Annotated in this window: 12 protein-coding genes; 6 read left to right on the top strand and 6 right to left on the bottom strand. The window is 64.9% G+C overall.

Features of this window, described 5'->3' with window-relative positions; translation table 11 throughout:
* Nucleotides 1-2: 2 nt before the first annotated feature.
* From NKH16_RS13630 to NKH16_RS13620, 3 genes are read right to left on the bottom strand one after another with little or no spacing between them, the layout of a single operon-like run.
* On the bottom strand, nucleotides 3-1271 hold the full coding sequence (locus NKH16_RS13630) for a CCA tRNA nucleotidyltransferase (protein ID WP_352450523.1): 1269 nt from the start codon (nucleotides 1269-1271) through the stop codon (nucleotides 3-5).
* Nucleotides 1268-1900, bottom strand: coding sequence for a CoA pyrophosphatase (locus tag NKH16_RS13625; RefSeq protein WP_352743299.1), 633 nt, complete (start codon nucleotides 1898-1900; stop codon nucleotides 1268-1270). Before NKH16_RS13625 ends, NKH16_RS13630 begins: the two co-directional genes overlap by 4 nt.
* A gap of 13 nt (nucleotides 1901-1913) precedes the next feature.
* Entirely contained in the window at nucleotides 1914-2543 is a 630-nt protein-coding gene (locus NKH16_RS13620; RefSeq protein ID WP_352456465.1) for a DUF1285 domain-containing protein, read from the bottom strand.
* Between the two features lie 145 nt (nucleotides 2544-2688).
* Here NKH16_RS13620 and NKH16_RS13615 point away from each other — a divergent pair, with 145 nt between their 5' ends.
* From NKH16_RS13615 to NKH16_RS13600, 4 genes are read left to right on the top strand one after another with little or no spacing between them, the layout of a single operon-like run.
* Nucleotides 2689-3693: an AAA family ATPase gene (locus tag NKH16_RS13615; RefSeq protein WP_352450525.1), complete on the top strand. Its 1005-nt coding sequence runs from the start codon at nucleotides 2689-2691 to the stop codon at nucleotides 3691-3693.
* Nucleotides 3693-4607 carry a DUF58 domain-containing protein gene (locus NKH16_RS13610; RefSeq protein WP_352743301.1) on the top strand — a complete coding sequence of 305 codons (915 nt, stop codon included), beginning with the start codon at nucleotides 3693-3695 and terminating at the stop codon, nucleotides 4605-4607. Before NKH16_RS13615 ends, NKH16_RS13610 begins: the two co-directional genes overlap by 1 nt.
* Nucleotides 4604-7426: a DUF4159 domain-containing protein gene (locus NKH16_RS13605; protein WP_352743303.1), complete on the top strand. Its 2823-nt coding sequence runs from the start codon at nucleotides 4604-4606 to the stop codon at nucleotides 7424-7426. Before NKH16_RS13610 ends, NKH16_RS13605 begins: the two co-directional genes overlap by 4 nt.
* 3 nt (nucleotides 7427-7429) lie before the next feature.
* Nucleotides 7430-9517, top strand: coding sequence for a hypothetical protein (locus NKH16_RS13600; protein WP_352743305.1), 2088 nt, complete (start codon nucleotides 7430-7432; stop codon nucleotides 9515-9517).
* 171 nt (nucleotides 9518-9688) lie between these two features.
* Here the strand turns inward: NKH16_RS13600 and clpS are convergent, their stop codons facing one another.
* The 3 genes from clpS to NKH16_RS13585 all read right to left on the bottom strand — a co-directional run bounded on the left by clpS (nucleotide 9689) and on the right by NKH16_RS13585 (nucleotide 10848).
* Complete coding sequence (gene clpS, locus NKH16_RS13595) at nucleotides 9689-9994, bottom strand: ATP-dependent Clp protease adapter ClpS (RefSeq protein WP_352540995.1); 306 nt, start codon at nucleotides 9992-9994, stop codon at nucleotides 9689-9691.
* Between the two features lie 257 nt (nucleotides 9995-10251).
* Nucleotides 10252-10467 (bottom strand): hypothetical protein, encoded by a 216-nt coding sequence (locus NKH16_RS13590; protein WP_352450529.1) that lies wholly within the window; start codon nucleotides 10465-10467, stop codon nucleotides 10252-10254.
* Nucleotides 10468-10503: 36 nt separating this feature from the next.
* Nucleotides 10504-10848 (bottom strand): hypothetical protein, encoded by a 345-nt coding sequence (locus tag NKH16_RS13585; RefSeq protein WP_352469825.1) that lies wholly within the window; start codon nucleotides 10846-10848, stop codon nucleotides 10504-10506.
* A gap of 237 nt (nucleotides 10849-11085) precedes the next feature.
* Between NKH16_RS13585 and NKH16_RS13580 the strand changes: the two genes are divergently transcribed.
* Nucleotides 11086-11802 carry a response regulator gene (locus NKH16_RS13580; protein ID WP_352478004.1) on the top strand — a complete coding sequence of 239 codons (717 nt, stop codon included), beginning with the start codon at nucleotides 11086-11088 and terminating at the stop codon, nucleotides 11800-11802.
* Nucleotides 11799-13208 carry an ATP-binding protein gene (locus tag NKH16_RS13575; protein ID WP_352743307.1) on the top strand — a complete coding sequence of 470 codons (1410 nt, stop codon included), beginning with the start codon at nucleotides 11799-11801 and terminating at the stop codon, nucleotides 13206-13208. Before NKH16_RS13580 ends, NKH16_RS13575 begins: the two co-directional genes overlap by 4 nt.
* Nucleotides 13209-13226 lie beyond the last annotated feature (18 nt).

Below are 13226 nucleotides of genomic sequence, written 5' to 3'. Positions count from 1 at the left end.
AGTCAGGATTCGAGTGCCTCCGCGGCGCGCTTGAGCAGCGCGCCGCGATCAAGCGCAAAACCGGACTCGACCCATTCCTTTTCGAGATTCTTCAACGTTGCACCAAGCTTCGGCCCCGGTGATGCGCCAAGCGTCGTCAGATCGGCGCCCTTGACCGGAAAAACAGGGTTTTGCCATTTTGCAGCGAAGGCAAGCAGGCGCGAGAAGCCGCCGGCTTCGAGCAGTGCGTCATTGTCCTCGACCGCGCGGGCTCGAGCGGAAGCGAGCAACAGCCGCAACCGATCGACAAAGCCTTGGCGGTCGCCAAAATAAAGCCTTTTCGCCAACTCTCCTTCGGTCGTTTTCGGATCGACGGCAGCTGTGATCGCCCAATTCCGCAGCCGGCTTGCTTCGCTCACGGAAAGCCTCAATCTCTCGGCAAGCGTTTTCATGCGCGCGGCATCCGGCGGCACGATGGCTTCCAGCCTGAGCAGCGGGTCCGGCGCCCAGGCCAGATCCTTCTCGGTCTTGGTCAGCCCGTGGATGGCATCGATGCCCCATTTCTCGCTTTCCGGCAAAACGGCGGTCAGAACGCCGGCCTGGCGCATCCACAGCAGCGCCCGCGACGGATCTGGCGCTGACAGCAATTTCTTCAATTCCCACCAGACGCGCTCGACCGAGAGCTGGTCGAGCCCCTGCTTCAGCCGGGCACAAGCCTTCAACCCTTCGGCATCCGGCCTGCCGTCGCCATACCATGCGAAGAAACGGAAGAAACGCAGGATGCGCAGATAATCCTCGCGGATACGCGCTTCCGGATCGCCGATGAATCGCAGCCTCCGCGCTTCGATATCGGCGATACCGCCGACCAGATCGACGACCGTTCCATCGGCTTCGGCATAGAGTGCATTGATGGTGAAATCACGCCGCTCAGCGTCGGCTTTCCAGTCGCGGCCGAACGACACTTTGGCGCGCCGGCCGTCGGTTTCAATATCGGCACGCAGCGTGGTGACCTCATAGGCCTTGCCGTGGCCGACCGCGGTGACTGTGCCATGCTCGATGCCGGTCGGTACCGTCTTGAAGCCTGCAGCCTCGGCGCGCCGGATGGTTTCCTCGGGCACCGTGGTGGTGGCGATGTCGATGTCGGCGACCGGCTGGCCGATGAGCGCGTTGCGCACCGCACCGCCGGCGACACGCGCCTCCTCGCCGCCATCAGTCAGCGCGGCGAGCAGGCGCTGCAGGTGGCGTTCGCCGAGCCACCCGGCCTTGCCCGCGATCGACACTGGATCGCTCACGAATAGAGCCTTTCATAAAGCGTACGGATGATGCCCGCGGTGACGCCCCAGATGCGCTGGCCGCCATAGGGCATCTCGTAATAGAACCATTCGAGGTCGTTCCACATGCGACTGTCTCTGGTGTGGTTGGCGGGGTCCATCAGAAAGCCCAGCGGCACCTCGAAGACGGCATCGACTTCGTCGGAATTCAGCGTCAGGCTGAAACCGGGCCGCACAATCCCGAGCACCGGGGCGATGCGATAGCCGCTGCCGGAAACGTAGTCCGGCAGACGGCCGATGATCTCGATGTAATCACTATCGAGACCGATCTCCTCGGATGTCTCGCGCAACGCCGCCGCTTCCGGGCTCGCATCGGTTGGATCGATGGTACCACCGGGGAAAGCCACCTGCCCCGAATGGTTGCGAAGCTTTTCCGCCCGCCTGCTCAAAAGGACCGTGGCTTCATGGCCATGATCGACCACCGGGATCAGCACGGCGGCATCGCGCAGCGCCTTGGCCAGCTTCAGCCTGGGATGGCCCGGATTGAAGCGGTGGTCGCCAAAATCGTCGCCGGCATGCGCCAGCGGCTGCGCCGCGACGCGCTGGCGAAACCCGGCAGCGGAAAACGGCAACGGCATCACCTGATCCATCATAGGCGGTCCATCATGCGCTCAGCCGTTTCAGTTTCTCAGCCGGCATGATCGGATAGACCTCGCCTTTGGAACGGACGGCAAACATCGTCTTGCCACCGATGTCGATCTCTTCGCCGTGCTCGACCAGCTCGTACATCACCGGCCGTGCCACCAGCGCCTCCAGCCGCCCGCGCACCAGCACATAAGGCTTCAGGCCACCTGTCTCGTCCTCATCGACGAAGCGCAGCGGGTGTCCCGCCCCAGCCTCTACCACGTCGCCGACATTGGTGCGAAAGGTGACGATTTGTCCGTCGCCGGCGCCCGACACGTCCATCTCGACGGCAATGAAGGGCGCGTCGGCGACGCGGATGCCGACCTTTTCCACCGGCGTCACCAGGTAGGTTCTACCGTCCGCGTCCTTGCGCAGCACTGAGGAAAAAAGCTGCACCAGCGGCATCCGGCCGATCGGCGTTCCCAGATAGAACCAGGTGCCGTCCTGCTTGATTTCCATGTCGAGATCGCCGCAAAATGCCGGATTCCAGCGTTCCACCGGCGCCGGCCCCTTGCCAGCGCGCGTCGCGCGCGAGACCAGCGCCTCCAGCCCGCGCGCCTCGGTCGCGGCTGTCAGCCTCTCTTCACGATAGTCGGCGGCTTCCGTCATGGTCACGAAATAGTCACTGTTGTTCCGCTTGTCAGCCTAAGTCTGTGATTTAAGTTCATTGCAGGCGCCATGCGAGGCCGAATCGCGGCATTCTCTGCGGCACCAAGGTGCCAAGCGGTGTTTCCAACAGAAGGATCGATGCTGCATGAGCGTTATGATCAAGGAAAGCCCGATCAGCGAAAAGGACATGGTGGCGCAGGCCGAGAAAGCGCTGGCCGACATTTCGAGGGTCCGTGACGGCGTCGGCCGGGTCATTTTCGGCCAGGAAAGCGTCGTCGAGCGCACGCTCGTCGCATTGCTGGCCGGCGGCCATGCGCTGCTGGTCGGGGTGCCCGGCCTCGCCAAGACCAAGCTGGTCGAAACGCTGGGCATCGTGCTTGGCCTCGATTCGCGCCGCATCCAGTTCACACCCGACCTGATGCCATCGGATATTCTCGGCTCCGAGGTGATGGAGCAGGATGAATTCGGCAAGCGTTCGTTCCGCTTCATTTCCGGGCCGATCTTTGCGCAACTGCTGATGGCCGACGAGATCAACCGCGCCTCGCCGCGTACCCAGTCGGCGCTGCTGCAGTCGATGCAGGAATACCACGTCACCATTGCCGGCGTGCGCCATGATCTGCCGTCACCGTTCCACGTTCTGGCGACGCAGAACCCGCTGGAGCAGGAAGGCACCTATCCGCTGCCGGAAGCGCAGCTCGACCGCTTCCTGATGCAGGTCGATATCCTCTACCCCGAGATCGAGGCGGAGCGCCGCATCCTGCTGGAAACCACCGGTATCGAGGATGCCAAGGCTGAAAACGTGCTGCAGCCGGCGCGGCTGAAGGACATCCAGACGCTCATCCGCCGTATGCCGGTGCCGGAAAGCGTCGTCGAGGCGATCCTCAAGCTGGTGCGCTCAGCGCGCCCCGGCCAGGGCAACGCCGATACCGACAAGCACGTCGCCTGGGGCCCAGGCCCGCGCGCCAGCCAGGCGCTGACGCTGTGCACCCGCGCCCGCGCCCTCTATGATGGCCGGCTGGCGCCGTCGGTCGACGACGTCCGCGCGCTCGCCGAGCCGGTGCTGCAGCACCGCATGGCGCTGACCTTCGCCGCCCGCGCCGAGGGCACCACGGTTCGCGATGTTGTGGCGAAGCTCGCGAAAGGGATTTGATGGCGCGCATCGGTGAAGCGCAGGCACCGGCAGCGACGCGCGATGCGCTCGCCAGAGGCCGGTTGCGGGCTTCGTTGGTGCCGGACCTACTGGTCGAGGCGCGCCGCATCGTCAACACGGTAATTGCCGGCTGGCATGGCCGCCGCAAGCGCGGTATCGGCGAGAATTTCTGGCAGTTCCGGCCCTATGTCGAAGGCGATTCTTCGCGCATTGACTGGCGCCGTTCCGCCCGCGACGATCACACCTATGTCCGCGACCGTGAATGGGAGGCCGCCCACACGGTGTGGCTGTGGGCCGATCCCTCGCCTTCCATGCTCTACAAATCGACCGGAGCCAGCGTTTCCAAGGAATCGCGCGCCCTGGTGCTGGCGCTGGCCATGGCCGAGCTTTTGTCGCGCAGCGGCGAGCGCATTGCCTGGCCGGGCCTGACCGACCCGTTCACCGCCCGCAATGGCGCCGAGCGCATCGCGGCGCAACTGATGCACGCCGGCGACCTGCCGGCAAAGCCCGACCTATCCGGCATTCGCCGGTTCTGCGACATCGTCCTCGTCAGCGATTTCCTCGACCCGGTCGAGGACACCATTGCGTGGCTGGACGTGCTCGCCCGCCACGGCGTGCGCGCCCATCTGGTCGAGGTCGCCGATCCGGCCGAGGAAAGCTTCCCCTATGCCGGGCGCACCGAATTCACCGATCCTGAGACCGGCGACAAGCTGACCGCCGGCCGCGCCGAAATGCTGGGCGAGGAATATCGCCTGCTTTATGCCGCTCGCCGCCAGGAATTGGCCGCGTGGTGCAAACGGCTTGGCTGGAGCTTTACCGTCAATCATACCGACCGTCTTGCCTCCGAGGCGCTGGTGCGCATCCACATGGCGATGACCGGCGAAGGCAGCTTTGCCGGGAGGGTCCGCGCATGAGTTGGCTGCCGCTCTCCTTCGGGGCGCCGATGGTGCTGTGGGGCCTGCTGGCGCTGCCGGTGATCTGGTGGCTTCTGCGGCTGACCCCGCCAAGGCCGCAAACCGAGGTGTTTCCGCCGCTCAGGATTCTCGCCCGCGTGCTGAGGCGCGAAGAAACGCCGCAGCAAAGCCCTTGGTGGCTGACGCTGCTTAGGCTGCTGATGACCGCGCTTGTCGTGGCAGCACTTGCCGAACCGGTCTTCAATCCGCGCGAAAAGCTGCCGGCCGAGGGCGCTGCCCTGGCGCTGGTGATCGACAATGACTGGGCAAGTGCCGCCGACTGGGGCAAGCGGGTCGCCACCGCCGAGCGGCTGATCGCCGATGCCAATTCGAACGGCGTGCCGGTGCTCATCGCTTTCACCGCCGAGAAGCCGAATGCCGAGATCGGTCCCTTCGATGCCGCTGCCGCGCTCGACCGGCTGCGCGCGGCAAAGCCGCGGCCGATCCCGACCGACCGCCCCGCCGTCTATGCCCGCGTCGCTTCAGCCTTGGAGTCGCTGCCTGGCGCCAGCGTCGCGGTGCTCGCCGATGGCTTGGCGGCGCAAGGCGACGAAGCCGCCTTCAACACGTTGTTGTCGAAGAACGCGGCACGTGTTGTCTGGGCCGTCTCCGACCGGCTGTCGCTGACCGGCCTGACCGGCGCCGACAACCAGGTCGACGGCTTCGCCCTGACCGCCATCCGCGCACCGGGCGATCCGGCACCTGCACAGGTGACGGCCGGCGCCTTCGACGATAAGGGCCGCCGCATCGCCGACGCGACGCTGACCTTTGCCCCGGGCGGATCCACCGCCACCGGCACGATGGCCGTGCCGTTCGAACTGCGCAACGACTTCGCCTACGTCGCGCTCGACGGCGAGCGCCAGGCCGGTGCCGTCCGCGTGCTCGATGAGAGCTCAAAACGCCGCCGCGTCGGGCTGTTGTCGCAGGCCGAGGCCGACCAGGCGCAACCGCTGCTGTCGCCGCTCTACTACATCCGCCGCGCCCTGCAGCCGTTCGCCGATCTGGTCGAGCCGTCGAGCGTCGATCTCGCCGACGCGATCCCGCAACTGCTCGACCAGAAGCCGGCGATGATCGTCATGGCCGATGTCGGCACCATTCCGGAACAAGCGCGGCAAAGGCTGGTTGACTGGGTCGACAAGGGCGGCACGCTGGTGCGTTTTGCCGGTTCGCGGCTGGCCGCTGCCGGCAATGACGACGATCTGCTGCCGGTCCGGCTGCGCACCGGCGAGCGATCGCTTGGCGGCGCGCTGTCATGGACGGCGCCGCAGCCGGTCACCGAATTCCCGAAAACCGGTCCCTTCGCCGACCTCGCGCCGCCGACCGAGGTCACCGTTACCAGGCAGGTGCTGGCCGAGCCGACGCCCGACATTGTCGAGCGCACCTGGGCCACGCTTGCCGACGGTACGCCGCTGGTGACCGGGATGAGGAAGGACAAGGGCACCCTCGTACTGTTCCACGTCACCCCCGAGGCGACGTGGTCCAACCTGCCGATCTCCGGCAGCTTCGTCGAGATGCTGCGGCGCATCGTACAATTGTCGCGCAACCAGGGCGCGGCTGTCGCCAATGCCGAGGCCGCCGCCACGTCGCTGGCACCCTATCGTATGATCGCCGCCGACGGCACGCTGGTGCCGCCGACGCCGGATGCCAGGCCGCTGGTGCCCGGCGCCGGCCCGCTGCCGGTGACGCTGGAAAACCCGCCCGGCCTCTACGGCTCCGAGACAGGAGTGTTCGCTCACAATCTGCTCGGCGGCGACAGCGCATTCAGGCCGCTGGCCCGGCCTGAAATCACGGTGCCGGTCACCACCATCCAGTATGCCTTCGACGAGCAGCACAACCTCAAAGGTCCGCTTGTCACGGCCGCCCTGGTGCTGATGGTGCTCGACACGCTTGCCGTATTCTGGATGGGCGGCCTGTTGTCGCGCCGGCCGCGCCGTGCCGGCGCTGCGGCGACGGCAGCCGTCCTGCTGATTGCGCTCGGCGCCTTGATTGGCCACGCGGACGTCGCGCGTGCCGACGACGCCAAACCGGGAGATACGGAGGCGATCGGGGACATTTCAAAGACCCGGATCGCCTACGTGCTGACCGGCGAGCCGGGTGTCGATTCGATCAGCCGCGCCGGGCTCGAAGGCCTGACCCGCTTTCTTATCGAGAAAACCGCGCTCGAACCCGGAGCACCGGCCGGCGTCGACATCTCGAAGGACGAACTTTCCTTCTATCCGCTGATCTACTGGCCGATCGATCCCTCGGCCCCGCTGCCCAGCGAGGCCGCCATCGCCCGCATCGACGCCTACATGCAGCAGGGCGGAACGGTCTTGTTCGACACCCGCGACCAGTTCGCCAATGGCATTGGTGCGGATTCGACCAGCCCGGCGACGGAGCGGCTGCGCGACATCCTCGGCAACCTCAACGTGCCACCGCTGGAGCCGGTGCCGTCGGACCACGTGCTGACCAAATCCTTCTACATCCTTCCGGAGTTTCCTGGCCGTTTTGCCGGCAGCCCGCTTTGGGTCGAGGCATCGCTCGAAGCCAGCAACACCGAGAACCGCCCGGTGCGCACCGGCGACGGCGTTTCGCCGATCATGATCACCGCCAATGATTTCGCCGGCGCTTGGGCCGTCGACGAGAATGGCGACCCGCTATTGCCGACGGTGCCGTCGGATCCGATGCAGCGCATCTATGCGCTGCGTGCCGGCGTCAACATCATGATGTACATGCTGACCGGCAACTACAAATCCGATCAGGTGCACGTCCCGGTGCTGCTCGAACGGCTGGGGCAATAGACCATGAACTGGTCGCTCTCCTTCGAACCGCTCATCACCTGGCCACTGCTCGCCGTGGTTCTGATACCGCTGCTGCTGCTGGCGCTGGTCGGCCTTTGGTTTCGCCAGCGCGGCGCGGTCTTCCGCCTGGCAGCCCTGATTGCCCTGGCTGCGGCGCTGCTCAATCCGGTGTTCCTCGACGAAGAACGTGAGCCGCTGAAAAGCATCGTCGCCGTCGTCGTCGATCGCAGTCAGAGCCAGGATATAGGCGACCGCACCAAGCAGACAGACGCGGCATTGACCGGGCTTCAGCGGCGTCTCGGCCGCTTCAAGCAGTTCGACGTCCGTGTCGTCGAGGCCGGCAAGTCCGAAGCCGCCGACGAGCGCACCGAGACGCGGTTGTTTTCCTCGCTCGAAAATGCTTTCCGCGACGTGCCGCCCTCGCGCATCGGCGGCGCCATCATGATCACCGATGGCGAGGTGCATGACGCGCCGCTTGGCGCACCTGACTTCAATGCCCCGCTGCATGCGCTGATTACCGGCAACGAGCATGAGAAGGACCGCCGCATCCGCTTCGAGAATGCGCCGCGATTCGGGCTGGTCGGCAAGCCGCTCGAAATGACATATCGCGTCATCGCCACCAACAACGAAACCGGCCCGGTCGATGTCCGCGTATCGGTCAACGGCGAGCAGGTATCGGTCGAGCACGCCAACATCGGCCAGGCGATGCCGCTGCAGGTGACCATTCCCAGCGCCGGGCGAAACATCGTCGAACTCGCCATCAACCACGAGCCGGGCGAACTCACCGACACCAACAACCGCGCCATCGCGCTGATCGACGGCATCCGCGAAAATCTGCGCGTGCTGCTTGTTTCCGGCGAACCGCATGCCGGCGAGCGCACCTGGCGCAATTTGCTGAAATCCGACGCTTCGGTCGACCTCGTGCACTTCACCATCCTGCGCCCGCCGGAAAAGCAGGACGGCACGCCGATCAACGAATTGTCGCTGATCGCCTTTCCGACGCGCGAGCTGTTCGTCGAGAAGATCAAGGATTTCGACCTGATCATCTTCGACCGCTATCAGCACCGCGACGTGCTGCCGATCCTCTATTACGACTACATCTCCGAGTATGTCGAAAAGGGCGGCGCGCTACTGATCGCGGCAGGCCCCGAATATGCCGGCGAAAGCTCGATCGCCCGCACGCCGCTGATGTCGGCGCTGCCGGCAATGCCGACCGGCGAGGTCATCGACAAGGCCTTCTATCCGCGCCTCACCGATACCGGCCAGCGTCATCCGGTAACGCGCGGGCTCGACGGCTCCGCGACCGAGCCGCCGCACTGGAGCCGCTGGTTCCGCACCATCGGCGTTGAGAACCCCGAGGGCGAGGTGGTGATGAAGGGCGCCGACAACCGGCCGCTGCTACTGCTCGATCGCAAGGGCGAAGGCCGCGTCGGCATGCTTCTGTCCGACCAGGGCTGGCTGTGGGCGCGCGGCTTCGAGGGCGGCGGCCCCCACGTCCAACTCTACCGGCGCATCGCCCACTGGCTAATGAAGGAGCCCGAACTCGAGGAAGAGCGGCTGACCGCCGACGGCCGCGGCATGGTGCTGGAAATCCGCCGCCAGACGATGAGCGACGACCCCGGCCCGGCGCAAGTCATCACGCCGTCCGGCAAGGCACTGATCGTCAGGCTCGAGAAATCCGAACCAGGCGTCTTCCTCGGCAGCGTCGAGACCAGCGAAATCGGTCTCTATCAGGTCGGCAATGGCGACCTGACGGCATTGGCCCATGTCGGGCCGGTCAACGCGCCGGAATTCACCGACGTCGTCTCCACCGAGAACCGGCTCAAACCACCGGCTGAGGCAACCGGCGGCAGCGTTCGCCGGCTGGCGCCGGCCTCGGCACTTGGCACTCTCACCAGCACGGTCACGCTGCCCTCGATCGTTCCGGTCCGTTCCTCGGGCGCTGCCTCCGGCGATGACTGGATCGGCCTGCGCACCACCGACGACAGCGTGCTCAAGGCCGTCTCGCGCGTGCCGCTGTTCGGCGGCTTCCTCGGCCTCGGCCTGCTGCTTCTGGCGATGGGCTCGATGTGGTACCGCGAAGGGCGGTAACGCGGTTTATCCTTCTCCCCTTGTGGGAGAAGGTGGAGTGGCGCGCAGCGCCAAGACGGTTGAGGGTGCTGGACGGAGTGCCGTCCTTGCCAAGCTGGAACACCCCTCATCTGACCGAGCTTCGCTCGGCCACCTTCTCCCACAAGGGGAGAAGGAAGAAAGCGAACCGCCCTACTCCTCCGGCTCCGTCGTGAACATCAGCGGGTAGCCCTTGGCCTTGCCGGCATCGGTTGCGCGCGCCGCCTTAGTCTCGGCGACATCCCTGGTGAAGACGGCGACAACGCAGACGCCGCGCCGGTGCGCGGTGATCATTATCCTATGCGCCTGGTCTTCGCTGAGCTTGAACTCGGACTTCAGCACCGTCACGACGAACTCGCGCGGCGTGAAATCGTCATTGACCAGGATGACCTTGTAGAGCTTCGGCCGTTCGACCTTCGGCTTCGTGCTGGTACGGGGTTTTGTCGTGATTTCAGGCATTGGACCGGCAATTGCGTACGACAGCTTTGCGGTCATTTTGACATGGGCAAAAGCGGTCGTCCATTCAACCGCGCGCGATCGGCTTGTCGGCGAGCGCAGTTCACAAATCCATGCCTATGTGGGAACTGCCGGCTGGCGTTCACCTGGGCGGTGTGGGCCGGGACTGGCCTATTGTATGCACGCAACAAAAAAGACGACCGCTCCAGGCAAATCGCAACTGGAGCGGTCTTCTCATAGGGTAGAAAGATGTCGCTTGATCAGGCCTTCGGAGCTGCCTTGACCGCGTGCTTCTTGTGCTTCTTGACGGTCTTCTTGGCAGCGACCTTCTTCACGGCCTTGGCCGGCGCAGCGGTCGTCGTTGTCGTCGCAGCCGGGGTGGTGGTCGCGGCATTGGCGCTGCTGGCGCCGAGAACCGGCATCGAGACGGCCAGCGCGATGGCGAGACCGAGGGCGGAGAGGAGGGACTTTTTCATGGCTTCACTTCCTTTTTGTGCAGATCGGATTGAGTGTCACTGAACGGGATCGATCGGTGTCACTCCAAGCAGCTTCAAAGCGTTCGCGAGCATCCGGATTCCCTGTGCCTGTTTCTTGTTGGCGCAGAACCGGTTTCCCTTTCTTTGAAGTGCTTTCGCCGCGGTGACCTGCGTTGCCGCGGCATGGGTTTCGAGGGCTTCGTCAAACTGGCGGTTCAGATCGATGCAACGCTCGCTGCGGGTGGTCGCCACCTTTGCATCGGCCGCCTTTGCATTGGCCACCTTCGCATCGGCCAGTTTTGCATCGGCATGTTCGACCGCGACCGTGACGAGCGAAATGGAAAGCAACGCACCCATCAGACTGATCGAGAACCTTTGCATTGGTCTGTCCGTAATCCCGTAACGCGTGTCGCAGCCGATGACCTGACCGCCACGGCACCACTTATGCCTTTGATTTTTTTCGGCAGTTTTTCCGGATTGTAGAATTTTGTTTCTGGATTGTTTCTGGGCAGCCCGGATCGGGCCGCCGATCTCCACTGGCCAACTTATGGCCTGAATTCTATCGTCTGGCTGACAGCCGAAGCAGCGCTTGGGCGATCCACAAATGACAGGTTCCCTGTGAAATCCGACCCCCACATACTGATCGTCGACGACGACAAGGGCATTCGCGACCTGCTTCAGGAATTCTTCCAGAAGCGAGGGCTGCATACATCGGTCGCCGCCGACGGCACCGAGATGGAGACCATCCTGCGCCGCGCCCAGGTCGACCTGATCGTCCTGGACGTCATGCTGCCCGGCAAGAGCGGACTGGAGCTCTGCCGCGAGTTGCGCGCCAATTATTCGACGCCGATCATCATGCTGACCGCGGTTACCGAAACTACCGACCGCGTGGTTGGGCTGGAGATGGGCGCTGACGACTACGTGCCGAAACCCTTCGATCCGCGCGAGTTGCTCGCACGCATTCGTGCCGTCTTGAGACGCAATGGCGCCGCCGAACCGCGACGCGCCGCCTCGCGGCAGATCTACCATTTCGCCGGCTGGACGATGGACTGTTCGCGCCGCCGGCTGATGGCGCCCGGCGACGTCAGGATCGAGCTGACGATGGCCGAATTCAATCTCCTGCAGACCTTCGTCAAGAGCGCGCAGCGCGTACTGAGCCGCGAGCAGCTGATCGAGTTGTCCGGCGGCGACAGCGGCTACAGCTTCGACCGCAGCGTCGACATTCTGGTCAGTCGGCTGCGGCGCAAGATGGAGGACGACCCGAAAACGCCGAAGCTGATCTTGACCGTGCGCAGCGGCGGCTACCAGTTCTTGCCTGAGACGACCTCCGAATGAGACGCATCCTGCCGCAAACGCTGCCGGTCTGGGTGCTGCTCATCGTCATCGCCGGCCTGCTGATCAGCCAGATCGCGACCCTTTACATCGTTTCGCGCGACCGTGCCGCCGCCAATGACGTCGTCGATCTCTACCGACTGAACGACCGCGCCTTCTCGCTGGTGCAGCTGATGCATGATGCTACGCCGGAACAGCGCAAGGCGACGGCCTCCGGCCTGTTCAACGCCACTTATGCGCTCACCGTCTCCGACACGCCCGCCGTTACTTCGTCGATAGCCGGCGACGACGAACTGGCCGAATTGGAAGACATATTGGTCGGTCGGCTATCGAAGTTCGGCATCACCGACGCGCGGGTCCGCCGCGACCCGGCAACGCACGAAGCCGACGCTCCCGGCGGGACGGTCGCCGGTCCCGATATTGGCCAGGTCGAGCGCGACCTGCTGGTGCTGGCGGCCGATTTCGCCCAGAGCGACAAGCTGACCGCTTCGCTTCGCTTTGCCGACGGCCAATGGCTGAACTTCACCGAGCCGAACACGCCGGCCGGGCCGATACTGAGCTTCGATAGCCTGCCACTCTATGCCTTGATCGCCGGGCTGGTGGTGGCTTCCTCGATCTGGTCGCTGCGCCGGCTGACGGCGCCCTACCGGATGATGGAGACCGCGGTGAAGCGGATCGGCGAGGACCTGAAAAGCCCGCCGATCGCCGAGAGCGGCAGCCGCGAGGTGCGTACCGCGGCAAAGGCGGTCAATGCCATGCAGGCGAGACTGCGCGCCTACGTCGAGGACCGCGAGCATCTTGCCGCCGCACTGGCGCACGACCTGCGCACGCCGCTGACCAGGATGCGGCTGCGCCTCGAACTGCTGAGGAATTCGTCCGTGCGCGCCGCACTGGCGCACGACCTCGCCGACATCGAAGGCATTGCCAGCTCGGTCATCGACTTCGCCACTTTCGAGGTGACCGAGGAGAAGAGCGAGAGGATCGATTTCTGGTCGCTGGTAGAATCGATCGCCGACGGCTTCGACGAGGTCTCCTTCGACAATGAGGACGCGCGCTCGCGCGGCCTGATCTGCGTCGCGCAGCCGGTCGCGCTACGGCGCTGTGTCACCAACCTCGTCCAGAACGCGGTGAACTATGGCAAGAGGGCGCATCTCAGCCTGCGTCAATCAGGCAAGACAATCACGCTGGCGATCCATGACGAGGGTCCGGGCATCCCACAAGCCGAGCTCGACGCCGTGTTCGGCTCGTTCGTGCGCCTGGAACAGTCGCGCAGCCGTCAGACCGGCGGCCTCGGCCTCGGCTTGACCATCGCCCGCAACATCGCCCGTAGCGCCGGCGGCGAAGTCAACCTGTCCAACCATCCCGATGGCGGCCTGATGACGGAGCTGCGCCTGCCGCTGGCGGTTTAGCTTGCGTATCGGGCTAAG

It is taken from the genome of Mesorhizobium sp. M1307, assembly GCF_040318155.1.
Taxonomy (GTDB): domain Bacteria; phylum Pseudomonadota; class Alphaproteobacteria; order Rhizobiales; family Rhizobiaceae; genus Mesorhizobium.
The sequence above is the reverse complement of the archived record's forward strand: the minus strand, read 5'-3'. Positions and strand labels throughout refer to the sequence as shown.

Bases quoted from the DNA above. Each gene is read 5' to 3' on its own strand.
- NKH16_RS13625 (WP_352743299.1), bottom strand. From the start codon at position 1,900: ATGGATCAGGTGATGCCGTTGCCGTTTTCCGCTGCCGGGTTTCGCCAG.
- NKH16_RS13620 (WP_352456465.1), bottom strand. From the start codon at position 2,543: ATGACGGAAGCCGCCGACTATCGTGAAGAGAGGCTGACAGCCGCGACC.
- NKH16_RS13615 (WP_352450525.1), top strand. From the start codon at position 2,689: ATGAGCGTTATGATCAAGGAAAGCCCGATCAGCGAAAAGGACATGGTG.
- NKH16_RS13610 (WP_352743301.1), top strand. From the start codon at position 3,693: ATGGCGCGCATCGGTGAAGCGCAGGCACCGGCAGCGACGCGCGATGCG.
- NKH16_RS13605 (WP_352743303.1), top strand. From the start codon at position 4,604: ATGAGTTGGCTGCCGCTCTCCTTCGGGGCGCCGATGGTGCTGTGGGGC.
- NKH16_RS13600 (WP_352743305.1), top strand. From the start codon at position 7,430: ATGAACTGGTCGCTCTCCTTCGAACCGCTCATCACCTGGCCACTGCTC.
- clpS (WP_352540995.1), bottom strand. From the start codon at position 9,994: ATGCCTGAAATCACGACAAAACCCCGTACCAGCACGAAGCCGAAGGTC.
- NKH16_RS13590 (WP_352450529.1), bottom strand. From the start codon at position 10,467: ATGAAAAAGTCCCTCCTCTCCGCCCTCGGTCTCGCCATCGCGCTGGCC.
- NKH16_RS13585 (WP_352469825.1), bottom strand. From the start codon at position 10,848: ATGCAAAGGTTCTCGATCAGTCTGATGGGTGCGTTGCTTTCCATTTCG.
- NKH16_RS13575 (WP_352743307.1), top strand. From the start codon at position 11,799: ATGAGACGCATCCTGCCGCAAACGCTGCCGGTCTGGGTGCTGCTCATC.